The following is a 26,001-nucleotide window of genomic DNA, read 5'->3' on the forward strand; positions in this document are numbered from 1 at the left end:
AGCGCACGTAAATTTGCTCCATTCGCGGTCCGAATCGCGAGAATGTTTCACGCCAACGGCCCCACGGGGCGACGGCGCGGTGTTGACTGACCGCGCCCAGCCCCCGTCCGGAAGGTGTGTTCATGTCGCGTTCCCCCGTCCCCTCCGCCGGTTCGCCGAGCCGGCGGCTCGTCCTCGGCTCCGCAGCCGGCGCCACCCTCGTCGGCATCGCCGGCGCCGGAGCGGCCACCGCTGCGTCGGCCCCCACGGCGCCGGCCGCCGCGCCGGTGTCTTCACCGCACTACGACACCGGCGACCGTCACATCTCCTACCGCGAGTGGAGCGGGCGAGAGCTGCACGTCGGCCCCTACTCCGGCCACCGGGACTACGTCGACCCCTTCGACGCGACCGCCACCTCCCGCTCCTACGACGTCGCCACCTGGGTCTCGCCCGTCGTGCGTCCCGGTTTCGGCCTGACGGAGCTCGTCGCGTCGTGGAACGCCGACACCCCCGGAAGGTCCTGGGTGGAGGTCTCGGTCCGCGGGCGCAGCAACGGCGTGGCCACCAAGGAGTACGTCCTCGGCCGCTGGTGCCGCTACGACCCCGACCAGGGCGGCGGCATCCACCGGACATCCGTCAACAAGCAGGGCGACACGGTGGCCACGGTCTACACCGACACCCTGGCCACCCGGTCGGGCTACGTGCTCGACGAGTGGCAGCTCGTCGTCCGCCTGATGCGCCCGGCCGGCACCCGGGAGGCGCCCCGGCTGCGCTCGGTGGGCGCGATGGCCTCGGCGCTGCCCGACGCCCCCCGCGTGCCACGGAGTCCCGACGGCCGCGCCCGCGGCCGTGTGCTCGACGTGCCGACCTTCTCGCAGGAGAAGCACATCGGCCACTTCCCCCAGTGGGACAACGGGGGAGAGGCCTGGTGCTCGCCGACCTCCACGTCGATGGTGCTCGCGTACTGGGGCGCAGGGCCCCGCCGCGACGAGACGGCCTGGGTCACCGACGCGCTGCCCGACGAGACCGACCCGCAGGTCGACTTCGCGGCACGCAACGTCTACGACTACACCTACGACGGCGCCGGCAACTGGCCCTTCAACCCCGCCTACGCCGCGACGCGTCCCGGGATGCGCGGCTTCGTGACGCGTCTGAGGTCGTTGACCGAGGCCGAGGAGTTCATCGCGGCCGGGATCCCGCTCGTGACCTCGGTGTCGTTCGAGAAGGGCGAGCTCGAGGGCGCCGGCTACGGCACGAACGGCCACCTCATGGTGATCGTCGGTTTCACCCGTGAGGGCGACGTGGTCTGCAACGACCCCGCCTCGCACCTGATCCACGACAACTCGCAGGTGCGCGTCGTCTACGACCGGGAGCAGTTCGAGAACGTGTGGGTGCCCCACAGCGGCGGCATCGTCTACGTCATCCACCCGGAGCGCCACCGGTTGCCACGGCCGCCGCGCAACGAGCCGAACTGGTGAGCGTGTAGCACCGTGCCCACTCGCCCGTAGGGAAGCGCCCACTCGACGCCGTCCCACGTCGAGTGGGCACTTCCACACGTCGAGTGGGCACCCGACGGGGCCCATCAGCGGCCGAGGCCGGACCGCGGGTCGCGGTCGGTGACGCAGTAGAGCGCCCCGGTCGGGTCACGCAGCGTCGTCCACCCACCGCCGTGGTCCGCGACCAGGCTCGCCCCGAGGGCGAGATGCCGCGCCACCTCGGTCGGACGGTCGTCGCAGGCGAGGTCGAGGTGCCCCGACACCGGTCCCGGCGCCGGCTCTTCGAGCCGCTGCAGGAGCAGCCGGATCGGTATGCCGTCCGGGCGCACGAGGTGGCGCAGCTCCGGTCGGCTCACCGAGCGGCGCACGGGCCAGCCGGTCAGCGCCGACCAGAAGCCGCACTCTGCCTCGTAGCCGTCCGCCGCGACGTCGAGCGACACCTGGTCGACGATGCTCTCGTGCTGCTGCGGCCAGCGGGTCGGCAACGGACGCTGCGCCAGCTGCTCGTGGACGAGGCAGAAGGTGAACCCGCCGGGGGAGCGCAGCACCACGTAGCCGTGCTCCGACCGGTGCACCAGCTCGGCTCCCAGGCCCTCCGCCCGGTCGGCGGACTCGGGCGCCGACGTGACGTGCAGGTCGAGGTGCAGGCCGGGGCCCGTCCCGCCGCCGTCGCAGGCGCCCGTCCGCTGGATCTTCAGGAAGGGGTTCCCGACGGGCGGGAGGAGCGTCGTGAACTCGGCGTCCTCGCCCCGAGCCGGCGACACGGCATACCCCGTCACCCCGGCCCAGAAGCGGGTGCCCGCGTCGTGGAGCGCGGGCGGCAGGTCGAGGAACGCGGTGACCCAGCTGACCCTCGTCATGCTCCGAGACTAGGCGAGGCAGACTGGGAGCATGGCGACTCCGACTCCCTCTGCGGCCACGGGGCACACCCCGCCGGGGTGGCCGCCGGGCGTCCCGCCGGCGCACACACCGGGCTGGGAGGAACGGGCCGTGCTGTGGCTGCTCGACCAGTGCCCACCCGACTACCGGGCGTATGCCGGGTGGCGGCGTCACCCGATCGCACTCGCCTGGCTGGCCGGCCGGCACATCGACGGGCAGGTGGTGGCCATGCGTGAGGCGTGGCGCGAGGCGAGGGTCGCGATCGGGCCGCACGTCCCGGCCGAGGCCCTGACCGAGATCCTCGGCCACATCGAGGCGGAAGGCATCCGGCTGCTCGCCGCGTCCCGTTCCGCGCGGCTGCTGCACGAGGCCCTGCAGGGCAAGGTGTTCGCGCCGCGCCTGTGACCGCCTGTGACGGGCGGGGACGGGCGGTGACCGGCTGCGACCGGTGTGACGTGTCCGTGAAGCTCCTGTGAGACGTCGGGGAGGGCTGACGTGCACGGTTCGGACCGTCCGATCCACGCGCCGTAGACTCGACCGCGACCCACCTGTGCCCGACGGGCGGGCGATGGACGACCGACAAGGACCGGAAGGACGGCGCCGCGTGGCTCTGCTGGAGACGATCACGAGCCCCGCCGCGCTCAAGGCGCTGCCGGCTGCCCAGCTGCCGGACCTCGCCGAGGAGATCCGGACCTTCCTCGTCACGGAGGTCTCCAAGACCGGTGGTCACCTCGGTCCCAACCTCGGCGTCGTCGAGCTGACGATCGCCCTGCACCGGGTCTTCGACTCCCCGCACGACACGCTCGTCTTCGACACCGGCCACCAGTCCTACGTGCACAAGCTCCTGACCGGTCGCCACGACTTCAGCAAGCTCAAGAAGCGCGGTGGCCTCTCCGGCTACCCGAGCCGCGCCGAGTCGGAGCACGACGTCGTCGAGAACTCGCACGCCTCGACGGCACTGTCGTGGGCCGACGGCATCGCCAAGGGGCGGCGCCTGGCCGGCGAGACCGACCGGCACACCGTCGCCGTCATCGGCGACGGCGCCCTGACCGGGGGCATGGCGTGGGAGGCCATCAACAACATCGCCGTCGACAAGACCCTGCCGCTCGTCATCGTCGTCAACGACAACGAGCGCTCCTACGCGCCCACCATCGGCGGCCTGGCCGACCATCTCGCGACCCTGCGCACGACGCGCGGCTACGAGCGCTTCCTCGACTGGGGCAAGCGCTCGCTCGCCCGCACCCCCGTGGTCGGCGGCGCGATGTTCGAGACGCTGCACGGGGTCAAGAAGGGCATCAAGGACATCGTCGCGCCGCAGGGCATGTTCGAGGACCTCGGCCTGAAGTACCTCGGCCCGGTGGACGGCCACGACGAGCAGGCCGTCGAGCGGGCGCTGCGCAAGGCCAAGGACTTCGGCGGGCCGGTGCTCGTCCACGTGATCACCCAGAAGGGCCGCGGCTACCAGCCGGCCATCGACGACGAGGCCGACCAGTTCCACGGCGTCGGCAAGTTCAACCCCGAGACCGGCCTGCCGTTCGAGGTGTCCGGGCGCATCTGGACCGACGAGTTCAACCAGGAGATGGTCGCGATCGGCCGCGACCGCCCCGACGTCGTCGCGCTCACCGCCGCGATGCTCATCCCGGTCGGCCTCGACGGGTTCGCCGCCGCCTATCCCGAGCGCGTCTTCGACGTCGGCATCGCCGAGCAGCACGCGGTCACCATGGCCTCCGGCCTGGCGTATGCCGGGAGGCACCCGGTCGTCGCCGTCTACGCGACGTTCCTCAACCGGGCCTTCGACCAGCTCCTCATGGACTGCGCGCTGCACAGGGCCGGGGTGACGTTCATCCTCGACCGCGCCGGCGTCACCGGCAGCGACGGCGCCTCCCACAACGGCATGTGGGACATGACGCTCACCTCGATCGTGCCCGGGCTGCGGCTGGCCGCACCCCGGGACGGCGAGCAGGTGCGCACGCAGCTGCGGGAGGCCGTGGACGTCTCCGACGGCCCGACCGTGATCCGCTTCCCCAAGGGCGACGTCTCCGACCCGCTCGACTCGGTGCGGCGGATCGGCGACCTGGACGTGCTCTTCGAGAACGCCGGGGACGAGGTGGACCTGCTCGTCGTCGGGGTCGGCGCGTTCGCTGGCCTGGCCATCGAGGCGGGGGAGAAGATCGCCGCCCACGGCCGGACGGTCCGCGTCGTCGACCCGCGCTGGGTCCTGCCGGTCAGCGACGACGTCGTCGCGCTGGCCCGGCGTGCCAAGGCGGTGGCGGTGGTGGAGGACAACCTCGTCAGCGGCGGCGTCGGCGCTGCAGTGTCGCTCGCCCTGCGCGAGGCCGGCATCGCCGTCCCCGTGCACGGCTACGGCATATCGAAGCGCTTCCTCGAGCACGCGTCCCGTGGCCAGATCCTCGAGGACCTCGGCCTGACGGCCGAGCACGTCGTGGCGGACCTCGAGCCCCGGCTCTGACGAAGCGGCCTGCCGCGCGACCCCGGCCTCCACGGCGCAGGCCGGCTGCCTACCATCGAGGGATGCAGCTTCGAGACGCAGCAGACGTGACGACCGCCCCCATCGCAGCCCTCGGCCTGATCGGCGGCTTCGTCGCCGCCCGCGAGACGGGGATCCGCCCGCTCGGGGGCGTCGTGCTCGGCCTGGCCGGCGTGTATGCCGGGCGCACCTGGCTCGCGAAAAGCGGGGGCCCGGCGACTGCTGGCCTCGCCGCCGTCTACCTCGGCGGCTTCGGCGCATCGCACCCGCTGGCCAAGCGCATCGGCGCCTGGCCCTCCGTCCTGACCGTTGCCGCCGCCAGCGCGGCGGCCTCGTGGATCGTGGCAGACCGGCGGCGCTGAGGCGAGCGAGCGCTCAGTCGCCGGGCGTCGACCCCGCGAGGCGACGGATCAGGGCGTTGGCGTCACCGACCGGCCCCAGGTGGGCGAGCTTGTCGGGATTGACGATCGCTCGGACGCCGGCGACCTGCCCGTCCCGGAGGTCCAGAGACCAGACGGCCACCAGACGAGCCTCGACGAGGAACATCGCGCCGGGGCCGCCGTTGACCTGGGTGAGCCGGATCTCCAACTCGGGCAGGCGGCGCAGGGCGCGCAGCCAGTTGGTGAGGGTGTGCGCGACCCGGCTGCGGCCGCGCTGCGAGCGGGCGAGTGAGGGCGCCTTGCCGCCGCCGTCGCCGACGAGCTCGACGTCGTGGGCGAGGAGCGACTCGAGGCCCGCGAGGTCGCCCGTCCGGGCTGCGGCGAAGAAGCGGCTCGCCAGCTCGCCCTGCTGCTCGGGAGTCGTCGGAAAGCGCGGCCGACGGTCCTCGACGTGGCGTCGCGCGCGCACCGCGAGCTGGCGCACGTTGGCCTCGCCCTTGCCGACGATGGTCGCGACCTCGTCGTAGCCGTAGCCGAAGACGTCGTGCAGCAGCAGGACCGCCCGCTGCTCCGGCGACAGGCTCTCCAGCACCACGAGCAGTGCCATGGAGAGCGAGTCCGCGGTCTCCGTCTCTCGTGCCGGGTCCAGGTCGACGCCCTGGTGGTCGGTGAGGATCGGCTCCGGCAGCCAGTCCCCGACGTAGCGCTCACGCCGCACGCGCGCCGACCGCAGCTCGTCCATCGCGAGCCGGGTCGTCACCGTGGCGGTGAACCCGCGTGGTGAGGCGATCCGCTCGCCGGCCTCGAGCGAGCGGTGGACCCGGAGCAGCGCCTCCTGGACGATGTCCTCGGCCTCGGTGACGCTCCCCAGCATCCGGTACGCGATGCCGAAGGCCACCGGCCGCAGATCGGCCAGGACCTGCTCGCGGTCGTGGATGGCCGCCGTGGGCGGGCTCTCGTCGGTCACGCCGCAGTGCCGCTCTCGGCCCGAGCCATGGCACCCAGCTCGCGGAAGCCGTCCCGCCACGAGGCGCGCCTCGGTGCCCAGCCCAGCTCCTGCTTGGCCCTGGCGTTCGACGCGCCGCGCAGCTCGGTCATCATCACCGTGCCAGTCTCACCCGCCAGGAGCCTGCCGACCAGACGTGGCACGCGCATGGGCGGCCGGGCCCCGAGCGACGCAGCGAGCACGGGCAACCACGTCGCCACGCTCGCGGGCTCGTCGTCCACGACGTTGTAGACGCCCGGCGCGCCGCCCTCGACGGCGGCCACGGTCGCCTCGGCCGCATCGGCGATGTGGACGAACGACCACACCCCGCCACCGTCGCCGACGACGGGGAACTTTCGCCGCCGGACCGCCTCGGTCTGCTCGCCGTCCACGCCCAGGGACGTATGCGGACCGTAGAAGCCGCCGTACCTCAGGACGAGACCCTGCGCCCATGACGCAGCCAGCACGCTGTCCTCGACGTGGCGGATGGCCCCCACGGTCTGCTCCATCCCGGCCGGCGGCTCGGTGCCGAAGGGGTCATCCTCCGTCTTCACGGCGCCCCCGACCCGGTCGTAGCCCGCGAAGAAGCTCTGGGCGACGAACCGCCTCACCCCGACGTCCCGGGCGGCCGAGAGCAGGTGGTCGGTGCCCTCGGTGCGGAGCCGGTTGGTCTGGGCGAACGCCCGGTCGAAGTGCCGCAGGTCCATCGGCCCGATGGCCGTCAGCTGGTGCACGACCACCTCCGGGCGCGACTGTGCGACGGCCCGCGCCACCTGCTCGCGGTCGAGGGCATCGGCCACGACCGGCACCGCTCCGAGCCCACGCAGCAACGCCTGTTTCGTCTCGCTCCGGGTCATCCCGTGGACCTCGTGCCCGGCCTCCACCAGGCGTGGGACCAGCTGCCGCCCCATGGCACCGGTTGCTCCAGCCACCAGAACCCTCATGGCCAACTCCTTCTGTCGTTGCTTGCCTACTCCCTCTCAGACGAGACAGCCTGCGGTCCTGTGACACCTCGACGGGAGAAGGCAAGGCCTCACAGGTGGCGGCCACGCACATGAGATCCCAGAGCATTGTGGTGTTGCGTCCCACCGTCGCCGCTGCCGGGCTGAACTACTTTCGCCCGAACGGTTGGGCGTCGACGGATCTCGTTGCGGCAAAGGCGCGAGCGCCCACCAGAGGTGGAGGACATCGGTGTCCAAGAGGTGGAGCGTCGCGCTCGCGAGCGCCATGATCACGCTGTCGGTGGCGGCCTGCGGCTCGCCGGGCCAGCCGGGTGCGGCGGCAGGGGGCGGCACAGGGGCCGCCGCGGGCGGCACGGCGGGCAGCGCCTACAAGGTCGGGCTCGTCTACTCGAAGTCCGGTCCGCTGGCCAGCTACGGCCGGCAGTACCGGCAGGGCCTGACGGCCGGCATCGACTACGCGACCAAGGGCTCCGGCGCCGTGGCCGGGCACCAGATCCAGATCACCGAGCAGGACGACGCGGGAGACCCCGCCAAGGCCGTCGCCTCGGCGACCGACCTCATCGGCCAGGGCAACAAGATCATCGCCGGTTCGACGGCGAGCGGCGTGGCCCTGCAGGTGGCGCCCCTCGCCAAGGACAACAAGATCCTGTTCATCTCCGGCCCCGCAGCCGCCGACGCCGTCACCGGCGCCAACCGCTACACCTTCCGGTCGGGCCGACAGACCTACCAGGACGTGGCGACCGCAGGCAGCATGCTCGGCGACGTCAAGGGCAAGAAGGTGACCGTGCTGGCGCAGGACAGTGCCTTCGGCAAGGCCAACGTGGCCGCCGTGACGGCGGTCCTCGGGTCCAAGGGCGCCACGGTCAGCTCGGTGGAGGTTCCGTCGGCAGCCACCGACCTCACCCCGTTCGCCACGAAGGTCAAGAGCGCGGCGCCCGACCTGCTCTTCGTCGCCTGGGCCGGCGCCAACGCCACAGCCATGTGGACCACGCTGGGCCAGCAGGGGGTGTTCGACTCCACGAAGGTGGTGACCGGCCTCGACATCAAGGCGACGCACACGCTCTTCGGCGAGGTGGCGACCAAGATCGACTTCCTCTCCCACTTCTTCGACGGTGCGGCCGACAACGCTGCATACCAGGCGCTCGACGCGGGGCTGAAGAAGCAGGGCGGCAGCGTCGACCTCTTCACCAACGACGGGTTCGTCGCGGGACAGATGATCGTCCACGCTCTCGAGGCGGGCGGGGACGACGTCGACGAGATGGTGACCTCCCTCGAGGGCTGGAAGTTCGACGGTCCCAAGGGGTCCATGGAGATCCGGGCGCAGGACCACGCCCTCCTGCAGCCGATGTTCACCGCGACCCTCAAGAAGGACGGCGTCAACGTGACCCCCCAGCTGGGCAAGACGCTCGACCCCGCGACGGTCGCCCCGCCCGTCACCCCCTTCAAGTGATCGGACACCTCCCGACGTGATCAACGCAGAGGCGGTCGGCTGGAGGGTCGGCGGCGCGCAGATCCTCGACGACGTCTCCCTGACCGTTGGGGCCGGTGAGCTGCTCGGCATCATCGGCCCCAACGGGGCGGGCAAGTCGTCATTCGTCAACATCCTCAGCGGGGTGACGAGGCCCTCCAGCGGGCGAATCATGCTGCAGGGCAAGGAGGTCACCGACGCGAGCGCGACGCGGCGGGCACGCATGGGACTGGCACGGTCGTTTCAGACGTCGGCCCTCTTCGACGGGCTGACGGCGGGCGAGAACGTGCGTCTCGCGGTCCAGGCAGCGGGAAGCGCCGTGCTGTCGCCGTTCCGTGGCGCCGGGTCCGCGACGTCCGAGGTGATCGACTCCCTGCTCACCCGAGTGCGTATGCCGGGTCGCGCGCGGACGCTGGCCCGTGACCTCTCACACGGCGACCGACGCAAGCTCGAGCTGGCCATGGCGCTCGCCTCGGAGCCGGCCGTGCTGCTCCTCGACGAGCCGATGGCCGGCGTCTCGGCGGAGGACGTCGACGGCCTGACCGAGATCATCGGCGAGGTGCGCGACTCGGGGGTCGCGGTGGCGATGGTGGAGCACCACATGCACGTCGTGCTCGGGCTCGCCGACCGGGTCGCGGTCCTGCACCACGGCCAGCTGCTCGCCGTTGGTGCGCCGCCGGAAGTGACCGGCGACGAGCGGGTCCAGCAGGCCTACCTGGGAGAAGCACTGTGACCCATTGCAGCCCATCATCCGATGCGACCGATGCGACCGGTGCGACCGGTCGGAACAGCGCGGAGCCGATGACCCGGACGACTCCGGTCCTCGAGATCGAGGACCTGCACGTCCGCTACGGCGGCTCCCACATCCTCCAGGGTGTGGACTGCGACGTGCCGGCGACCGGTGTGACCGCCCTGCTCGGACGCAACGGGGTCGGCAAGACCACCACGCTGAGGGCGATCATCGGACTGGCACCGCGAACCGGTCGGATCCGCTTGCACGGCAGGGAGATCCAGCGGCTGGCCACTGCGCGGATCGTCCGCGGTGGCATCGGCTACGTCCCCGAGGACCGGGAGGTGTTCGGCGGCCTCACGGTCGAGGAGAACCTGCGGCTCGTGGACCCCGAGCGCGGCGTCGACGCGCCCGTGGTCGAACGACTCTTCCCCGAGCTGGTCCGACGACGTGGCCAGCGCGCCGGGACGCTCTCCGGCGGCCAGCAGCAGATGGTGGCCCTGGCCCGTGTGCTGCTGCGCGAGAACGCCCTCCTGCTCATCGACGAGCCGACGAAGGGCCTGGCACCCAAGCTCGTCACCGAGGTCGCCGATGTCCTGGCCGAGGTGAGCCGGACGACGCCCATCCTCCTCGTCGAGCAGAACCTGCCGCTCGTGCGCCGCATCGCCGACCGCGTCGTCGTCCTCGACGCCGGTCAGGTCGTGCACCGGGGCGCAGCGGCCGAGCTCGTCGCCGACGTGGCGCTGACGCGTGAGCTGCTCGGGGTGTCGATGCGACGGGAGGGGGCGGCGTGAGCGATCTGCTCCTCATCCTCGTCACGGGCCTCGGGCTCGGCGCCCTCTACTTCGTCGCGGCCAGCGGCCTCAGCCTGATCTACGGCCTGATGGGGGTGCTCAACTTCGCCCACGGCGCCTTCATGACCGCCGGCGCGTACGCCGCATGGCTCACCATGGGTGCCCTGCCCACCGGCTGGCCGGTGGCCGGCCGGCTCGTGGTCGGCGTCCTCGTCGCGGTTGCCGTCGGTGGCCTGGTCGGCCTGGTGGTCGAGGTGGTGCTCATCCGGCCCCTCTACCGCCGGCACATCCAGCAGGTGCTCGTCACGGTCGGCCTCTCGCTGGCGGGCGTCGCTGCGGCACAGGGCGTCTGGGGAGCCGATCCGCGGCCGGTCGACAAGCCGGCCTGGATGAGCTCCACGACCGACGTGCTCGGGGCCCGGCTCCCGAACGACCGCCTCATCTACCTCCTCGTCGCCCTCGCCCTCTTCGGCGGCCTCCTCGCGCTGCTGCACCTGACCCGTCTCGGCCTCGTCATCCGTGCCGGCGTCGAGAACCGCACGATGGTCGAGGCCCTCGGCATCGACGTCCACCGCACGTTCACCCTCGTCTTCGCCATCGGCGGCGGCGCCGCCGGACTGGCCGGGGTGCTCTACTCGCAGTACGCCGGGACGGTGTCACCCGCCCAGGGCGGCTCGCTGCTGATCTTCGCCTTCATCGTCGTCGTGATCGGCGGCATGGGCTCGCTCACCGGGACCGCCGTCGCCGCCGTCGTCGTGGGACTGGTCCAGCAGCTCGCCAACTACTACGCCGCCACCGGCGTCGGGGACCTGTCCGTGGTCCTGCTCCTCGCGCTGGTCCTCCTGCTCCGACCGACCTCCCTGAAGGGAGCGACGGCATGACGTCGCCCACCGACCACCTCAGCTCCACGCATACGGACCCGACCGGATCGACGCACGTCACCACGGACGCGCAGGATGCGGGCGATGGCGCCGGCGTGGAGAGGCGTCGCAGGCTGGGACGGCTCCGCACGGTCGTCCCGGCTGTGCTGGTGCTCGGGGTGCTCGCCTACCTGCCCTACGTCGCCGTCGACGTCCCCGGGGTGCTCCCCGGACGCGTCAACGGGCCCGGGTCGATGCAGCTGCTCGCCACGTGCCTCGTCATCGGCGGCGTGGCCCTCAGCTACGACGTGCTCTTCGGACGCACCGGACTGCTGAGCTTCGGGCACGCGCTCTTCGTCGCGGCCGGCAGCTACCTGCTCACCATCTCGCTCTCGGAGTGGTCGATGCCCCTGCCACTCGCGCTGGTCACGGCGCTCGGCCTGTCGACCCTGCTGGCGCTCGTCGTCGGGGTCGTCGCGCTCCGGGTCGGCGGCATCGCCTTCGCCATGGTGACCCTGGCCTTCGCCCAGGCGGCCTCGATCATCGTGCTGCGCAACCCCGGCGGCGCGACGGGCGGCGAGGAGGGTCACCCGCTCGACCGCAGTGCCGTCCCGGACCTGCTCGTCGGGGTCGCCAACGCGCCCTACCGCTACTGGCTGGCCCTGGCCTTCGTCGTCGTCGCCTGGGTCGTGGTGACCCTCGTCGTGCGCGCCCGGGCCGGACACGCCATGGCCGCCGTCCGGGAGAACGAGCAGCGCGCCGCGGTCCTGGGCTTCGGCACCTACCGCGTCAGGCTCCTCGCCTTCGTGCTGGGATCCTTCCTGGGTTCGCTCGGTGGCGCGGTGCACGCTCTCGTGCTCGGCGGTTCCAACCCGCACCTGACCACGTCGGAGTTCACCCTGTCGCTGCTCGTCATGGTCGTGCTCGGTGGTGCTGGAAGCCGGTGGGGAGCGGTGCTCGGCGGGGTGCTCTACACCTACGCGGACGCCCGGCTCGTCGAGGTCAGCAGCGCCCCGTTCGTGCAGTCCCTGCCCGACGTCGTCGGACAGGTGCTCTCGCAGCCGCTCTTCATCCTCGGCGCCTTCTTCGTGGTCGTGGTCTACTTCGCACCGGCGGGCCTCACGGGCCTCGGCGGCCGGCTGGTCAGGAGGACCGCATCCAGATGAGCACCACCTCGTCCGCCTTCGTCATCGAGCTGCCGGAGGGCAGCCTCGCCATCCACGACCTGAGCCTCGGCACGCCGGCCCCCGACGCGCCCGTCGTGCTGGCGATCCACGGGATCACGGCCAACGGGCTCTCGTGGAGCCGGGTCGCCGACGAGGTCGGGCGCCGGCACGGTGCCGGTGGCGTCCGGTTCCTCGCCCCGGACCTGCGTGGCCGCGGTGACAGCCGTTCGGCGCCAGGGCCCTACGGTCTCGCCGCCCACGTCGAGGACCTGACCTCGATCGCCACGGTGTTCGGTGCGGCGCCGGTCCTCGTGGGGCACTCGATGGGTGCGTTCATCGCCGCCCTGGCCGCAGCCCGGCATCCCGAGCGCTTCCCCGCCGCCGTGCTGGTCGACGGGGGAGCGACGTTCCCGGTGCCGCCCGGCGTCGACGTCGACGCGGCGCTGAAAGCCGTCATCGGACCGGCCATGGACCGGCTCTCGATGCGCTTCGCCGACCCCGCGGCCTACCTGCAGTTCTGGTCCGCGCACCCGGCACTCGGGCCGATCCTGGACGGGCCCGGCGGTGACGCGGCCCGCGCCTACATCGAGCACGACCTCGTGCAGGACCCGTCGGACCGGCAGTGGCGCAGCACGTGCGTGCTCGACGCGGTACGAGCCGACGGCGCGGACGTCCTCGCCGACGCGGAGACGCACGCCGCCTTGCGCGCGGCCGTCGAGAGCGGGGTCGAGACCGAGCTGGTGTGGGCCGAGCGCGGCCTCCTCGACGAGCCGCAGGGCCTCTACGACGAGGGACGGCTCGCGGCACTGGGCCTTCCCACGGCGGTTCGGGCGACCCGTGTGGACGCCAACCACTACAACGTCATCCTCGACGACCGGGGCACGAGCGCAGTCGCCGACGCGATCGACCGGCTGCTCGTGGGCTGAGCGCCCCGCGGCGGGGCGGGTCGACGTCCGTGCGTCTGGTCACGCGGCTGCGTCAGGAACGGGCGGTGCCGGCGTGGCTCGAGGCCTGCAGAGCGCGCAGGCGCAGCGCCAGCTGCAGCTCCAGCGAGTGGTCGGGCTGCTGCCACGACTCCCCGAGCAGGGCCGTGATGCGTTCGAGCCGCTGGGAGACGGTGTTGACGTGCACGTGGAGGCTGCCGGCGGCGTGCCGCGGGCTGCCGCCCGAGGCGAAGTAGGCGACCAGCGTGCCCACGAGGTCCGTGCCGCGCCGCTCGTCGTAGTCCAGGACCGGGCCCAGCAGGCCGCGGACGTACGCGTAGACGTCGGGTTCGGAGCCGACGATGAGCCCGGCGAAGCCGAGCTGCGTCGCGGCGGCACCCGTCCCGCGGTGCCCGAGGGCGATCAGGGCCGCGACCGTGCGATGCCCCTCCTCGTAGGCCTTCGCGATGTCGTCCACGTCGCCGACGGGGCCGGCCCCGGCGACGGTGACACACGTGCGCTTGCCGATGCGGGCGGCCACGGTGCGGGCCAGGGCGTCGGTGTCCGTGCCGGGGACGAGGGCGATGACGTCCCCGTCGTGGCTGCCGACCAGGGACGCCTCACCGGTGGCGGCACTGGCGGAGATCAGCAGGGCCCGGTGCCCGTTGGGGTCGTCGCCGCGCAGGACGAGCAGGCAGAACGACCGCTGCGGGTCGAAGCCGACGTTGCGCGCCAGGGAGAGCCGCTCCTCACGCGAGCCGCGTGAGCTGACGAGGTCGCTGACCAGGCGGTTGCGGGCCGACTGCCGGGCGTCGGCGGCCTGCCGTTCGAAGAGCAGGACGAGGGCCGTGACCACCCCCGCGCGCTCGACGGTCCGCTGGTCGGAGTCGATCAGGCTGAGGCCGCCGACGAGGATGGTGCCGAGCCGCTCGCGCGCAGCCGTCACCGCGACCGCGTAGACACCGTCGCGTTCGACGAGCCGCCCGTTCTCGAGGCCGGGCAAGGCATCGAGGGCGGCCAGAGGGTCGGCGCCCGAACCGTCGACCGTGGGAGCGGGGCCGGCGGAGCTCTTGCGCCGGCCGTTCTCGTCGACGAGCACGGCCCAGCCGCCGAGCAGCTCGGCCAGGGCGTGAGTGATGTCGTCGACCCCGCCGCCACCGAGCACCAGGGAGGCGAACCGGTCGTGCGCGGCTGCCGCCTTCTCCACGCCCTCGGCATACTGGCGCACCGTCTCGTGCGCGACGGAGAGGGCGGCGAGCGCGCCCTCGGAGTCGGCGAGCGCCCGGGTCTGCACCAGTGTCAGCGCCGCCAGGGTGGCGAGGTTGCCGAGCAGCGCCACCTCCTCGCGGGTGAAGGGACGGGAGGAGCGGTTGGCTGCGAAGAGCACCCCCACGAAGTTCGACTCCACGATGAGGGGGGTACCGCAGATCGCGATGATGCCCTCCTCGCCCACAGCGCCGTCGATGGCACCGGTGTGCCGGAAGCGCTCGTCGGACCAGTAGTCGGCGGTCCAGTACGGCTTGTGAGTGGACGCGACGAGGCCCCCGAGCCCTGCTCCCAGGGCGAGGCGCACGGACTGGAAGACCGCCGAGACCGAGCCGTCGGTGGCCCGCATGAAGGTGTCGCCGGCCGCGGGGTCGTAGAGCGTGAGGTAGGCGAGGTCCGTGCCGACGAGGCGACGGGCCCGCCGCACGATGGCATCGAGCACCGAGCCGGGGTCGCTCGCCGTCGCCAGCTCGCGGGCGGTGTCGAGCAGGGCCGCCAGTCCCGCCTCGCGCTTCCGGTGCACCTCGCGAGCGCTCGCGATCCGCAGGGCCAGCTCGCGCGCCGCCACGGGCGCCTCGACCGCAGCGACCGTCGCCACCGGCGCGTCGGCAGCGAGCAGCTCCAGCAGGTGGACCACCTGATCGAGCTGTGCGGGCTGCTCCCGCCGGCCGGCCCCCCCGAGCCGCTCGCTGGAGGTCGAGGGGCGCTGGGCGGGCGTCCGCGTCTCGGGGCTCGTGGTCACGCGGAGATCCTAGGTGGCTGGGGCGCGTGGCGGGCTCCTGGATCATGACGAGGTCGCGGCGGCACTCGCTCAGTGCGCGGTCCACCCGCCGTCCATCGAGAAGGACGTGCCGTTGACCGACGCGGAGGCCGGTCCGCAGAGGAAGAGCACGAGGGCGGCCACCTCGTCGGGCTCGACGAGCCGCTTCACGGCGACGGGTTCGAGCATCACCTTCTCGACGACGTCGGACTCGGGGATCCCGTGGGTGCGGGCCTGGTCGGCGACCTGGGCCTCCACGAGCGGAGTCCGAACGTAGGCGGGGTTGATGCACGTCGAGGTCACGCCGCGGGGGCCGCCCTCGAGGGCGACGACCTTCGACAGGCCCTCGAGCCCGTGCTTCGCCGTGACGTAGGCGGACTTGAAGGCACTGGCTCGGAGGCCGTGCACGCTGGAGATGTTGATGACCCGACCCCAGCCGCCGGCATACATGTGGGGCAGCGTCTGGCGGATCAGCCGGAACGGCGACACGAGCATGAGGTCGAGGATCAGGTCGAAGCGCTCGAGCGGGAACTCCTCGATCGGACTGACGTGCTGGACCCCGGCGTTGTTGACGAGGATGTCGATCGCGGTGGGGAGCGCGGTGAGGCCGTCGAGGTCGGCGAGGTCGGTGGCGATGGTCTCGATGGAGGACCTGCCGGAACCGCCGAACCCGTCGGCGAGCGCCCGCAGGCCGTCCTCGTCCCGGTCGACGGCGTGGACGGTGGCGCCTGCAGCCGCGAGCGCCCGCGCCACGCTCGCCCCGATGCCACTCGCGGCGCCGGTGACGAGCGCGGTCCGTCCGGTGAGGTCGATCGGCTCGTTGACGGGAAAGCGTGCCGGGTCCCGGCGGTCCGGGGCACCACTGCTGGCGTGGTCCGTGGCGTGGTCGCGTGCGTCGTCGCGGGCGTCTGGCATGCGGGAATCCTAGGTAGCGGTCCAGTGAGTCACCTGTGTGGTCGCCGAACACAAAACGGCCGATCACATGTGCAACGGACGTCGTGGGCGCCACTGCACCGCGCGCGCCCCCGGCGCCGGCGCCGGGGGCCGTGATTCTGTCCAACCACCTGCCGGCACGCGGCGACGGTTTTAGTCTTACAAGACGTAGTAGACCTACTGGCGCAGGAGCGACTCGCAGATCCTCACGCTTCAGGAGGTCTTCGATGTCCAACACTCTCGCCGCCGCGACGCAGCCGACACCTGCCGGCGCGGTCGTCCAGTGGGGGTTCCTCACGATCACCGTGGCGAACCTCGTCACCATCCTCGTGATGCTGCTCGTGTTCGTCCTTGCGGTGCTGCTCCCGTTCCCGGCGCCTCACGAGGAGGGGGAGCAGCCATGAGCGCCCGCCCCACCGAGTCGACCCGACCGGTGGCGGGCGGCTCGGGCACCTGGACGGCCAAGCTGACCGCGTGGATCGAGGGCCTCGTGCCCAAGGGGCAGTGGCTGCCCGACCGGCAACCGGCGTACGTCGCGTCGTGGGTCTACGTCTTCGGGGTCGCCTGCCTCGCGAGCCTCGTCGTCGTCATCGTGTCCGGCCTGGTGCTGACCCTCGGGGGCGTCATGTGGTGGCACTCGAGCTCCGTCGGCCACTTCGTCAACTCGGTGCACCTCTGGAGCGTCGAGCTCTTCTTCGCCACCATGGTCATCCACCTGTGGGGGAAGTTCTTCATGGCCGCCTGGCGCGGGCACCGCGGACTGACCTGGGCCACCGGCGCGCTCGCGTTCTTCGGCTCTCTCGGCACCGCGTTCACCGGCTACCTCATCCAGACGAACTTCGACTCGCAGTGGATCAGCACGCAGGCCAAGGACGGCCTCAACGCGGCGGGGATCGGCGCGTACTTCAACGTCATGAACGTCGGCCAGATGGTCCTCTGGCACGTCTCCCTGCTGCCCCTCGTCGTCGGGACCATCGTCGGCCTCCACCTGTTGCTGGTGCGCCGACGCGGCGTCGTCCCGCCGATCGGCGCAGAGGCGCCCGACCGCATGATGCAGCCGGGACCACCTCTGCCGCCCGCTGCTCCCGAACCCTCGGCACGTCGCCCCGTTCCCGACGTGAGCAGCGACGAGCGGGCCCGCACGAGCTCGGGTGTGCGGCCGTGAGCACCGTACGCGTTCCGCGCAGCGAGCGACGAGGCGCCACCTGGGCGCCCGACTCGCACGCGTTCCCGACCCGGCGCTACGACCTGGTCAAGGAGTTCGTGATCGCGCTGGTGGTCATGCTCGTTCTCGCCGTCGTCGCAGCCATCGTCTTCTCGTCGCCGGACGAGCCGGCGATCTCCCTGCAGCAGTGGGCGCGTCAGGCCCCGAACGACGTGGTGGCCACCGCCACCGGTGAGCTGGCCGGCACGACCACCTCGGCGACCTACGGGCCGCCGTACAACACGGCCGGCGAGGGACAGGCCCTCGGCCCGGCCTCTCTGCAGAAGCCGCCGGGTGTCACGGAGCCGGTCGATCCGGCGAACGACTTCGTCGTCAGCCCGCTGCGGACCCTCTCCGCGCAGCCCCTCGTCGCGGCAGCCCTTCGACAGTGGTCTGCAGCCACCCCCGACCAGCGCACGAGCTGGGCGCAGAGCTACTCGGACGCTGTCGGCAAGGCGCCGGACGGCGACCCCGCCAAGGTGGCACCGGGGGAGTACGGGCCCGTGCCGGTCCTGGCCCGAGGTGTCCTGGCGCTCGCCGCCAGCGGCGCCCTCGAGGGGCTGCTCACGTCGCGGACGAGCTTCTTCGGCGTCGACAGCACCAAGCCGCTGCTCCTGCTCGCGGACGGCTCGCACCTGGAGGACCGGGCGCGTGCCCAGAACCTCGGCGGGGACCAGTGGGGGATCATGAACGAGACCGGGAACTACCCCGGCCAGCCGTGGCTGTGGCTGTACACCTTCTGGTACCAGGTCCCGCCCTTCTCGACGTCCGACAACGCCGACGTGCAGGTCTGGGCACTGATGGTGCTGCTGAGCATCGGCTTCATCTGCATCCCCTGGATCCCCGGGCTGCGCACGCTGCCCAAGCACCTCGGGGTGCATCGGCTCATCTGGAAGCAGCGTCCACGCTGAGGTCCTGGCACCGCGCCGGCCACACGGCATACGCCCGGCCACACGGCATACCCCGCTGACATGGGTGACCGGCGCCGACGCGGTCAGCGCCGGGGAGTCAGGCGCAGGACGAGGCGGGCCTGGTCGTCGGCGACGAAGATGGTGCCCGAAGGGCTGACGAGCAGGCCTTGGGGCTCGAAAAGGCCGGAGCGCGCCAGCACGGTGGGGGCCCCTCCTCCACGGGGCCACCCGCGCACGTCGTGCCGCGTGTGGCGCACGTCAGTGACCAACAGGTTCCCGGCTGCATCGAAGGCGAGGTCGTCCGGCATGACGGCCTCGGCGACACGGACCCGTGACCCGCCGGGACCCAACCTCCAGACGCCGCCGCCGCACTCGTCGGCGACGTAGACCCTGCCGTCGGGACCGACGGCCGCTCCGACCGGGCGGACGAACCCGCGGGCGAGGACCGAGCGCGAGGTCCCGTCGGCAGAGATGCGGTAGACGGTGCCCGTCACCGGGTCGGGCACCACGAGGCTCGTCGTGGCGGGGTCCCAGGCGATGCCGTCGACGCCCTGGTGGCAGGTGGCCTTGACGGAGGTGCCGGGCAGGGCGGCCAGCACGATCGGCGTGGACCGGCCGGGTTTGAACTCGACGAGGCGGTTGGCGTCCTGCTCGGCGACAACGAGCGTTCCGTCCGGCAGGAGAACCATGCCCTCGGGTCCCGGTAGCCCGCGGTGCAGGACGGTCGCCGACCCGTCCGGGTTCAGCCGAGTGATGGTCCCGCTCGTGTAGTCGCTGTAGAGCAGGGCGCCCGCAGCGTCGAGCGCCAGGTCGTCGGGGTGGTCCGTGCCCCGGCGGACCACGTCGAGGCGGTAGCTCGCGGGTGTGGGTGGGCTGGTTGAGGTCGCGGGCCCGGACGGCGCGGGCGTATGCGCGGGGCTCGCTGACGGCGTACGCGCGGGGGAGCCGGTGGGCGGCGTACTGCTCGAGGGGCTGCCGTGGGCGCTGGTGCCCGCCCCCCGGCCGGCCTGCGACGTGGGCGTGGGCGTGGACCCGCCTGTGCAGCCGGCCAGGACGAGCGTCAGGCCGAGCCCTGCGGCGAGGGACGAGGCGCACCTCATCGGACGACCCTAGGCCGGGCCCCTGTGACCCGCCGGGGAGCGGGCTGCAGGGGCCCGTGGCCGTCCGTCAGTGTCCGAGCTGGAGCAGCGCCTGGCGTGCCATGGCCGCCTCGCCCAGGGCGTTCGGGTGCACGGGGAAGGCGTTGACCGGTGCGATCGCCGGCTCGATCCACCGCTGGCCGGCCGGCTGGCAGGCGTCGTGCCCCAAGGAGCTGGGGGTCATGTCGACGAACCGCGCACCGGTCTCGCGCGCCGCCCGGCTGACCGCTGCGTTGAGCACGTCCTGCTCGTGGTTCAGCCAAGGGACGTCACCCATGGCGATGGGCATCGAGCGGTAGCAGGACAGCTGGCCGATCGCCGGCAGGATGCGCGGGTAGCCGAGGATGACCTCCGTGGCGGCCGGCGCCTTCTTGCGCACCGCCGTCAGCGCGGCGACGAGGTGGGGGTAGGTCTGGTTCTCGATCAGGTCGGTGAAGGTCGGGCCGTACGTGCGCTCGCACGGGTTGCCCGTGACGTCGGTCGAGGAGATGGTGGCACAGCCGAAGAAGGAGCCCGAGAAGACGCCCTCGTCGTTGCCGCCGAAGGTCATGGTGACCAGCCGGGTGTGCTCGGTGACCGCATCGAGCTGCGGGGCGACGCCGGGTGCCTGCGAGGAGAAGAAGTCGCTGGTCCTTGCCCCGCTGCAGGTGGCGTCGGTGAACGAGGAGGCCTCGGTCTGGGCCGCGATGTCGTGGGCGACGTCGGCCTGCGAGCGGCTGAACGTAACACCGGGAACCGACAATTCAGGACGTCCCATGACGTTCGACTCTCCGGCGAAGTGCTGACGGTCGGGGTCGACCGGGGCCCGCTCGACACCGTCAGTGACGCGCCGCTTCCGCGGGGAGCAGACGAGCAGACCTCAGCCGAGCGCATGCGGAGGAGCAGATGCCGGACGGGCAGAAGCCGGACGGCGTCTGAGACGGCTGACGCGCATTCCGGGGTGTGTTGCCGTCGCCTGTGCATTGGGTCATCCAGTGACCCAGCGGTCAACCAGTGCTCGGGCACGTCCCGGCTGCGCCGTATGGGTCATCACACGACCCAACGCACAGGGAGGGTCTCTGGATCGAGATGGCACTCGAGCCGCACCTTGCCGAGGACACCGCTCACCGCCACCCGCACAAGCAGGAGTGGATGAACATGGATCTCGGCATCGGGTGAGGGGCGCAGCACGTGCGCGCGGGTGAACTCCGGGACCGTTCCTGCAGCAGGCCCTCGGACGTACATCGTCAGGTCCTGGTCCTCGACGAACGGGCCGAGGACCCTCAATCCGGCTGCCCTGCCTGCTGCCGCGGCTCGCTCGAGGGTCTGTGGCAGGGCGCGCCACCAGCCGCTCCTGCTGCTCGCACTGGGAGCTGCCCGCCTCGACAGCGTGCGGCAATCGTGACCTGGCGGGCCGCCGGCGGAGTCATCGCCACCGGCCGCCGCCAGGGTCAGAGCCGGCTCGGGCCCTCGGTTGCGCCGAGCAGGTCAGATGTCGCGGAAGACCTCGATCGTCGCGCCCAGCGCGTTGAGACGCTCGGCGAGGTCCTCGTAGCCGCGGTTGATGACGTAGACGTTGCGCAGCACCGACGTGCCCGGCGCAGCGAGCATCGCCAGCAGGACGACGACGCCGGGACGCAGCGCCGGTGGGCACATGACCTCGGCTGCGCGCCAGCGGGTCGGGCCCTCGACGATGACCCGGTGCGGGTCGAGCAGCTGCACCTTGGCGCCGACCTTCGTCAGCTCGGTCAGGTAGATGGCGCGGTTCTCGTAGACCCAGTCGTGGATCATCGTGCTGCCCTCGGCGACCGCGCCGATGAGAGCGAAGAACGGCAGGTTGTCGATGTTGAGACCCGGGAAGGGCATCGGGTGGATCTTGTCGATGGGGGCGTGCAGCGGCCCGGGGATCGTCGTGAGGTCGACGAGGCGGGTCTTGCCGTTGGCCGAGGTGTACTCCGCCGACAGCTCGTACTTCATCCCCATGCCGTCGAGGGTCGCCAGCTCGATCTCGATGAACTCGATCGGCACCCGACGGATCGTGATCGAGCTGTCGGTCACGACCGCCGCGGCGATGAGGCTCATCGCCTCGATCGGGTCCTCGCTGGGGGAGTACTCCACGTCGACGTCGATCTCGGCGATGCCGTGCACGGTCAGGGTCGTCGTGCCGATGCCCTCGATGCGCACGCCGAGCTTCTCGAGGAAGAAGCACAGGTCCTGGACCATGTAGTTCGGGCTGGCGTTGCGGATGACGGTGGTGCCGGCGTGGCGCGCGGCCGCCATGAGGACGTTCTCCGTCACCGTGTCGCCGCGCTCGGTGAGCACGATGGCGCGCTGCGGGTTGACGGAGCGGTCCGAGTGGGCCTCGTAGAAGCCGTGGGTGGCCGTCACCTCGAGCCCGAACGCGCGCAGCGCACTCAGGTGGGGCTCGACGGTGCGGGTCCCGAGGTCGCAGCCGCCGGCATACGGCAGCTGGAAGCTCTCGTGCTCGTGCAGCAGCGGCCCGAGGAACATGATGACGGTGCGGGTGCGGCGCGCAGCGGCGACGTCGATGCCCTCGAGGTTGAGCTCGGCGGGCGGGATGATCTCGAGGTCGCTGCTGTCGGGCAGCCACCGGGTGCGCACGCCGATCGAGGCCAGCACCTCGAGGATGCGGTTGACCTCCTCGATGCGGGCCAGGTTGCGCAGGGTCGTGCGGCCCCGGTTGAGCAGTGCGGCGCAGAGCAGGGCGACGGCGGCGTTCTTGGAGGTCTTGACGTCGATGGCGCCGCCCAGCTTCTGGCCGCCGACGATGCGCAGGTGCTGCGGGCCCGAGTGGCCGAGGGAGACGAACTCCGAGTCGAGGGCGTCGCCGATCTTCGCCAGCATCTCGAGGCTGAGGTTCTGCTTGCCCTGCTCGATGCGGGTGACCGCACCCTGGGAGCTGCCGAGCAGCTCCGCGAGGTCAGACTGGGTCATTCCCTTGTGGCGTCGGGCGTCGCGGATGAGTCCGCCGATCCGGGTCAAGTAGGTCTGAGTCACGGATCGAGGCTAACTCATATATGAGTTAGGGCAAATCTGCCACGTCGAAGGGCCACGAACCGGGAGCGCAACTTGAGGGGCAGCGCCCGTCCGAGCCCGGTTCGTGGCCTTTCGACGGTGGGGTGGAGCGGTCAGGCCGGAGCGTTCGCCACCCCGACGGGCAGGAAGCGCGAGCCCGTCACGGCCTCGGCGACGCCGGTCCGGTCGAGCAGCGGGGTGATGCCGCCGTTCCAGAACTGGAAGCCGGCGCCGGTGATCATCGCGAGGTCGAGGTCCATCGGTGCCTGGGCGACGCCCTCGTCGAGCATGCGGCGCGCCTCGTCGGCCAGGACCGTCAGCACGCGCTGGCGCACCTGGGCGAGGTCGAGCACGACCGGCTCCGCCGGCTTCTCGATGAGCTCGGCGACCTCGGGGTCGAGGACCGGTCGGCCCGAGCCGAGGTCGTAGAAGCCGCGCTTGCCCGCCGCGACGATCCGCTGCAGGGTCGGCGACGCGTAGAACCGGTCCGGGAAGGCGCGCACGAGCGTCTCGCCGTTGTGCAGCGCGATGGCCGGCCCGACGAGCCCGATGAGGACGAACGGCGGCATCGGCGCGAGACCGGCGAAGGCGCGGTCGACGACCTCGATCGGGGTGCCCTCGTCGAGGATCTTCGCGGCCTCGCCCATGAAGCGGCCGAGGAGGCGGTTGACGATGAACGACGGGCGGTCCGCCGCGCGGATGCACGTCTTCTTCAGTGCCTTGCCGACGGCGAACGCGGTTGCGAGAGTGGCGTCCTCGGTGCGCTCGCCCGGGATGACCTCGAGCAGCGGCATGACGGCGACCGGGTTGAAGAAGTGGAAGCCGACCACCCGCTCGGGGTGCTCGAGCTTCGAGGCCATCTCGGCGATCGACAGGCTCGAGGTGTTCGTCGCGAGGACGCACTCGGGCGAGACGACGGCCTCGACCTCGGCGAAGACCTGCTGCTTGACCGACATCTCCTCGAACACGGCCTCGATGACGAAGTCCGCGTCGGCGAAGCCGTCCTTGCTCGTCGACCCGGTGACGAGGGCCTTGTAGCGGTTCAGCTTGTCCGCGTTGAGCCGGCCCTTGCCGGCGAGCTTGTCCAGCTCGGCGTGGACGTAGCTGACGCCCTTGGCGACGCGCTCGTCGTCGATGTCGGTCAGCACGACCGGCACCTGCAGGCGCTGGATGAAGAGCAGCGCCAGCTGGCTGGCCATCAGGCCGGCGCCGACGATCCCGACCTTGGTCACCTTCCGCGCCAGGGCCTTGTCCGGTGCGCCGGCGGGCCGCTTCGCGCGCTTCTGCACGAGGTCGAACGCGTACAGCCCGGCGCGCAGCTCGTCGCTCATCAGCAGGTCGGCGAGCACCTCGTCCTCGGCGGCGAAGCCCTCCTCGCGGGTGGCGGTGCGGGCGGCGGCGAGCAGGTCGAGGGCGGCATACGGGCTCCTGGCCTGGCGGCCGGTCTTGACGTCGGCGAGCTTGCGGGCCCTGCCGATCGCGGCGTCCCACGCCGTCTCGTCGCGGTCGACGTCGGGACGCTCGACGGCGGCCTCGCCGGAGAGGACCCGCGCTGCCCAGGCGACCGACTCCTCGAGGAAGTCGGCCGGCTCGAGGAGCACGTCGGCCATGCCGAGCTCGTACGCCTGGGTCCCCTTGAGCATCCGGTTCTGGCTCAGCGGGTTCTCGACGACGACGGTGATCGCCTTCTCGACGCCGACGAGGTTGGGCAGCCTCCAGCAGCCGCCCCAGCCGGGGACCAGGCCCAGGAAGACCTCGGGCAACGCGACCGCGGGGACGCCCGCGCTCATCGTGCGGTAGGTCGCGGACAGCGCCAGCTCCACGCCGCCGCCCATGGCGGCCCCGTTGACGAAGGCGAACGTCGGCACCGGCAGGTCGGAGAACGCTGCGTATGCCGCGTGGCCGGCCCGCGCGACCTCGAGCGCCTGGTCGCGTGAGCCGATGAAGGGCACGCCCGTCAGGTCGGCGCCGACGGCGAAGATGAACGGCTTGCCGGTCACGGCGACGGCGACGATCTCCCCGGCCTCGGCGCGCTGGCGGAGCGCGGCGATCGTGGCCGTCAGGTCGGCGATCGACTGCGGGCCGAACGTGTTCGGCTTGGTGTGGTCGAAGCCGTTGTCGAGCGTGATGAGGGCGAGGGTGCCTGCGTTGTCCGGGAGGGCGATGTCGTGCGCCGGCGTGCGGGTGACGACCTCGGTGGCGAAGTCCGTTGCAGCCGTGGCCTTTTCAGTCGTGGCGGTCACGCTACGGACTCCTTCTCGTTCGTGGTCGTCGAGGGCACGTAGGCCTCGTGGTGGGGGTTCTCCCAGATGACGGCGCCGCCCATGCCGATGCCGATGCACATCGCGGTCAGGCCGTAGCGCACCTCGGGGTGCTCCTCGAACTGCCGGGCGAGCTGCGTCATGAGGCGGACGCCGGAGCTGGCGAGCGGGTGGCCGGTGGCGATGGCGCCGCCGTACTGGTTGACGCGGAGGTCGTCGTCGGCGATGCCGAAGTGCTCGAGGAAGGCGAGCACCTGCACGGCGAAGGCCTCGTTGAGCTCGAAGAGGCCGATGTCGTCGATCGACAGGCCCGCCTTGGCGAGGGCCTTCTCGGTGGCCGGGACCGGCCCGACGCCCATGACTTCGGGCTCGACGCCGACGAAGGAGAAGGAGACGAGACGCATCCGCACCGGCAGCCCGAGGTCGGTCGCGGCCTGCTCGGACGCGAGCAGGCAGGCGGTGGCGCCGTCGTTGAGACCGGCGGCGTTGCCGGCGGTCACGTTGCCGTGCGCGCGGAAGGGGGTCTTCAGCTGACCGAGGTCGTCCACGGTGGTGCCGGGACGCGGCGGCTCGTCGGCGGTGGCGAGACCCCAGCCCTTCTCGGCGTGGCGCGTCGCGACGGTGACGAGGTCGCGCTGGATCTTCCCGTCCGCGTAAGCCTTCGCGAGCTTGTCCTGGCTGCCGACGGCGAAGGCGTCGGAGCGCTGCTTCGTCAGCTGCGGGAAGCGGTCGTGCAGGTTCTCGGCGGTCTTGCCCATGACGAGCGCGTCGGGGTCGACGATCTTCTCGCTGACGATGCGCGGGTTGGGGTCGACGCCCTCGCCCATGGGGTGACGGCCCATGTGCTCGACGCCGCCGGCGATCGCGATGTCGTAGGCGCCGAAGGCGATCGAGCTCGCGGTGTTGGTCACGGCGGTCATCGCGCCGGCGCACATGCGGTCGACGGAGTAGCCCGGGGTCGTGTTCGGCAGGCCCGAGAGGAGGGCGGCCGTGCGTCCGAGCGTCAGGCCCTGGTCGCCGATCTGGGTGGTCGCGGCGATCGCGACCTCCTCGACCTTGTCCTTGGGCAGGGTGGGGTTGCGGTGCAGCAGCTCACGAATGCACCGGATGACGAGGTCGTCGGCCCGGGTCTGGGCATACATGCCCTGATCGCCGGCCTTGCCGAACGGCGTTCGGACGCCGTCGACGAAGACGACCTCATTGAGTGCGCGGGGCACAGTGCCTCCAGTGGGTCGAGGGTGGTCGCAGGGACCAGGTTGGTCGCGGGACCGGGACAGAACCCGGCTCCAGGGCGCGGGTGCACGCCCCGACTCATGCTACTTCCCGGTAACTTCGCCACCAACGGGACCGCCCGTGACGATGCTCACCCGCTCTCGAGCGGCACGTCGGTACGCGCACCAGG

General features: G+C 71.8%; 23 protein-coding genes. 13 read left to right on the plus strand and 10 right to left on the minus strand.

Annotated elements, in window-relative coordinates:
* Positions 1-122 precede the first annotated feature (122 nt).
* Positions 123-1,457, plus strand: a complete 1,335-nt coding sequence (locus ABD194_RS17280) for a peptidase C39 family protein (RefSeq protein WP_343993637.1) — start codon at positions 123-125, stop codon at positions 1,455-1,457.
* A 104-nt stretch (positions 1,458-1,561) separates the two neighbouring features.
* Here ABD194_RS17280 and ABD194_RS17285 read toward each other — a convergent pair whose 3' ends face one another.
* Positions 1,562-2,335: a VOC family protein gene (locus ABD194_RS17285; RefSeq protein WP_343993639.1), complete on the minus strand. Its 774-nt coding sequence runs from the start codon at positions 2,333-2,335 to the stop codon at positions 1,562-1,564.
* A gap of 31 nt (positions 2,336-2,366) precedes the next feature.
* On the opposite strand from ABD194_RS17285, the gene ABD194_RS17290 reads away from it, so the two are divergent.
* From ABD194_RS17290 to ABD194_RS17300, 3 genes are all read left to right on the plus strand, one after another.
* The gene (locus tag ABD194_RS17290; RefSeq protein WP_343993641.1) at positions 2,367-2,759 is read left to right on the plus strand and encodes a hypothetical protein; all 393 of its coding nucleotides are present in this window, start codon (positions 2,367-2,369) and stop codon (positions 2,757-2,759) included.
* Between the two features lie 199 nt (positions 2,760-2,958).
* The gene (dxs, locus tag ABD194_RS17295; RefSeq protein WP_343993643.1) at positions 2,959-4,824 is read left to right on the plus strand and encodes a 1-deoxy-D-xylulose-5-phosphate synthase; all 1,866 of its coding nucleotides are present in this window, start codon (positions 2,959-2,961) and stop codon (positions 4,822-4,824) included.
* 62 nt (positions 4,825-4,886) lie between these two features.
* Positions 4,887-5,204 carry a hypothetical protein gene (locus tag ABD194_RS17300; RefSeq protein ID WP_343993645.1) on the plus strand — a complete coding sequence of 106 codons (318 nt, stop codon included), beginning with the start codon at positions 4,887-4,889 and terminating at the stop codon, positions 5,202-5,204.
* A gap of 13 nt (positions 5,205-5,217) precedes the next feature.
* On the opposite strand, the gene sigJ is transcribed toward ABD194_RS17300, so the two are convergent.
* Complete coding sequence (sigJ, locus tag ABD194_RS17305) at positions 5,218-6,189, minus strand: RNA polymerase sigma factor SigJ (RefSeq protein WP_343993647.1); 972 nt, start codon at positions 6,187-6,189, stop codon at positions 5,218-5,220.
* Positions 6,186-7,151, minus strand: coding sequence for an NAD-dependent epimerase/dehydratase family protein (locus ABD194_RS17310; protein WP_343993649.1), 966 nt, complete (start codon positions 7,149-7,151; stop codon positions 6,186-6,188). The genes sigJ and ABD194_RS17310 overlap by 4 nt, the downstream gene beginning before the upstream one ends.
* A 247-nt stretch (positions 7,152-7,398) precedes the next feature.
* Between ABD194_RS17310 and ABD194_RS17315 the strand changes: the two genes are divergently transcribed.
* From ABD194_RS17315 to ABD194_RS17340, 6 genes are all read left to right on the plus strand, one after another.
* Positions 7,399-8,619 (plus strand): substrate-binding domain-containing protein, encoded by a 1,221-nt coding sequence (locus tag ABD194_RS17315; protein ID WP_343993651.1) that lies wholly within the window; start codon positions 7,399-7,401, stop codon positions 8,617-8,619.
* A gap of 16 nt (positions 8,620-8,635) precedes the next feature.
* Positions 8,636-9,370: an ABC transporter ATP-binding protein gene (locus ABD194_RS17320; protein ID WP_343993653.1), complete on the plus strand. Its 735-nt coding sequence runs from the start codon at positions 8,636-8,638 to the stop codon at positions 9,368-9,370.
* A gap of 68 nt (positions 9,371-9,438) precedes the next feature.
* Positions 9,439-10,161 carry an ABC transporter ATP-binding protein gene (locus ABD194_RS17325; RefSeq protein ID WP_343993655.1) on the plus strand — a complete coding sequence of 241 codons (723 nt, stop codon included), beginning with the start codon at positions 9,439-9,441 and terminating at the stop codon, positions 10,159-10,161.
* The gene (locus ABD194_RS17330) at positions 10,158-11,042 is read left to right on the plus strand and encodes a branched-chain amino acid ABC transporter permease (RefSeq protein WP_343993657.1); all 885 of its coding nucleotides are present in this window, start codon (positions 10,158-10,160) and stop codon (positions 11,040-11,042) included. Before ABD194_RS17325 ends, ABD194_RS17330 begins: the two co-directional genes overlap by 4 nt.
* A complete protein-coding gene (locus ABD194_RS17335) occupies positions 11,039-12,187 on the plus strand; it encodes a branched-chain amino acid ABC transporter permease (RefSeq protein ID WP_343993659.1) in 1,149 nt (382 codons plus the stop codon). The genes ABD194_RS17330 and ABD194_RS17335 overlap by 4 nt, the downstream gene beginning before the upstream one ends.
* Positions 12,184-13,113, plus strand: coding sequence for an alpha/beta hydrolase (locus tag ABD194_RS17340; RefSeq protein WP_343993661.1), 930 nt, complete (start codon positions 12,184-12,186; stop codon positions 13,111-13,113). Before ABD194_RS17335 ends, ABD194_RS17340 begins: the two co-directional genes overlap by 4 nt.
* Before the next feature lie 52 nt (positions 13,114-13,165).
* Here the strand turns inward: ABD194_RS17340 and ABD194_RS17345 are convergent, their stop codons facing one another.
* Positions 13,166-15,118 (minus strand): helix-turn-helix domain-containing protein, encoded by a 1,953-nt coding sequence (locus ABD194_RS17345; protein ID WP_343993663.1) that lies wholly within the window; start codon positions 15,116-15,118, stop codon positions 13,166-13,168.
* A 69-nt stretch (positions 15,119-15,187) separates the two neighbouring features.
* Positions 15,188-16,051, minus strand: coding sequence for a 3-hydroxybutyrate dehydrogenase (locus ABD194_RS17350; RefSeq protein ID WP_425580000.1), 864 nt, complete (start codon positions 16,049-16,051; stop codon positions 15,188-15,190).
* A 245-nt stretch (positions 16,052-16,296) separates the two neighbouring features.
* Here ABD194_RS17350 and ABD194_RS17355 point away from each other — a divergent pair, with 245 nt between their 5' ends.
* From ABD194_RS17355 to ABD194_RS17365, 3 genes are read left to right on the plus strand one after another with little or no spacing between them, the layout of a single operon-like run.
* Positions 16,297-16,473: a hypothetical protein gene (locus tag ABD194_RS17355; RefSeq protein WP_343993665.1), complete on the plus strand. Its 177-nt coding sequence runs from the start codon at positions 16,297-16,299 to the stop codon at positions 16,471-16,473.
* Complete coding sequence (locus ABD194_RS17360; protein ID WP_343993667.1) at positions 16,470-17,234, plus strand: cytochrome b N-terminal domain-containing protein; 765 nt, start codon at positions 16,470-16,472, stop codon at positions 17,232-17,234. Before ABD194_RS17355 ends, ABD194_RS17360 begins: the two co-directional genes overlap by 4 nt.
* The gene (locus tag ABD194_RS17365; RefSeq protein WP_343993669.1) at positions 17,231-18,184 is read left to right on the plus strand and encodes a hypothetical protein; all 954 of its coding nucleotides are present in this window, start codon (positions 17,231-17,233) and stop codon (positions 18,182-18,184) included. Before ABD194_RS17360 ends, ABD194_RS17365 begins: the two co-directional genes overlap by 4 nt.
* 83 nt (positions 18,185-18,267) lie before the next feature.
* On the opposite strand, the gene ABD194_RS17370 is transcribed toward ABD194_RS17365, so the two are convergent.
* The 5 genes from ABD194_RS17370 to ABD194_RS17390 form a co-directional block, all read right to left on the minus strand.
* On the minus strand, positions 18,268-19,284 hold the full coding sequence (locus tag ABD194_RS17370; protein WP_343993671.1) for an NHL repeat-containing protein: 1,017 nt from the start codon (positions 19,282-19,284) through the stop codon (positions 18,268-18,270).
* Positions 19,285-19,351: 67 nt separating this feature from the next.
* Positions 19,352-20,080: an SGNH/GDSL hydrolase family protein gene (locus ABD194_RS17375; protein ID WP_343993673.1), complete on the minus strand. Its 729-nt coding sequence runs from the start codon at positions 20,078-20,080 to the stop codon at positions 19,352-19,354.
* Positions 20,081-20,790: 710 nt separating this feature from the next.
* Positions 20,791-22,320, minus strand: a complete 1,530-nt coding sequence (locus ABD194_RS17380) for a helix-turn-helix domain-containing protein (RefSeq protein ID WP_343993675.1) — start codon at positions 22,318-22,320, stop codon at positions 20,791-20,793.
* Positions 22,321-22,451: 131 nt separating this feature from the next.
* Positions 22,452-24,581 (minus strand): 3-hydroxyacyl-CoA dehydrogenase NAD-binding domain-containing protein, encoded by a 2,130-nt coding sequence (locus tag ABD194_RS17385; protein WP_343993677.1) that lies wholly within the window; start codon positions 24,579-24,581, stop codon positions 22,452-22,454.
* On the minus strand, positions 24,578-25,816 hold the full coding sequence (locus ABD194_RS17390) for a thiolase family protein (protein ID WP_343993679.1): 1,239 nt from the start codon (positions 25,814-25,816) through the stop codon (positions 24,578-24,580). Before ABD194_RS17390 ends, ABD194_RS17385 begins: the two co-directional genes overlap by 4 nt.
* Positions 25,817-26,001: the final 185 nt, after the last annotated feature.

Source organism: Terrabacter terrae (assembly GCF_039529575.1).
Lineage (GTDB): Bacteria > Actinomycetota > Actinomycetes > Actinomycetales > Dermatophilaceae > Terrabacter > Terrabacter terrae.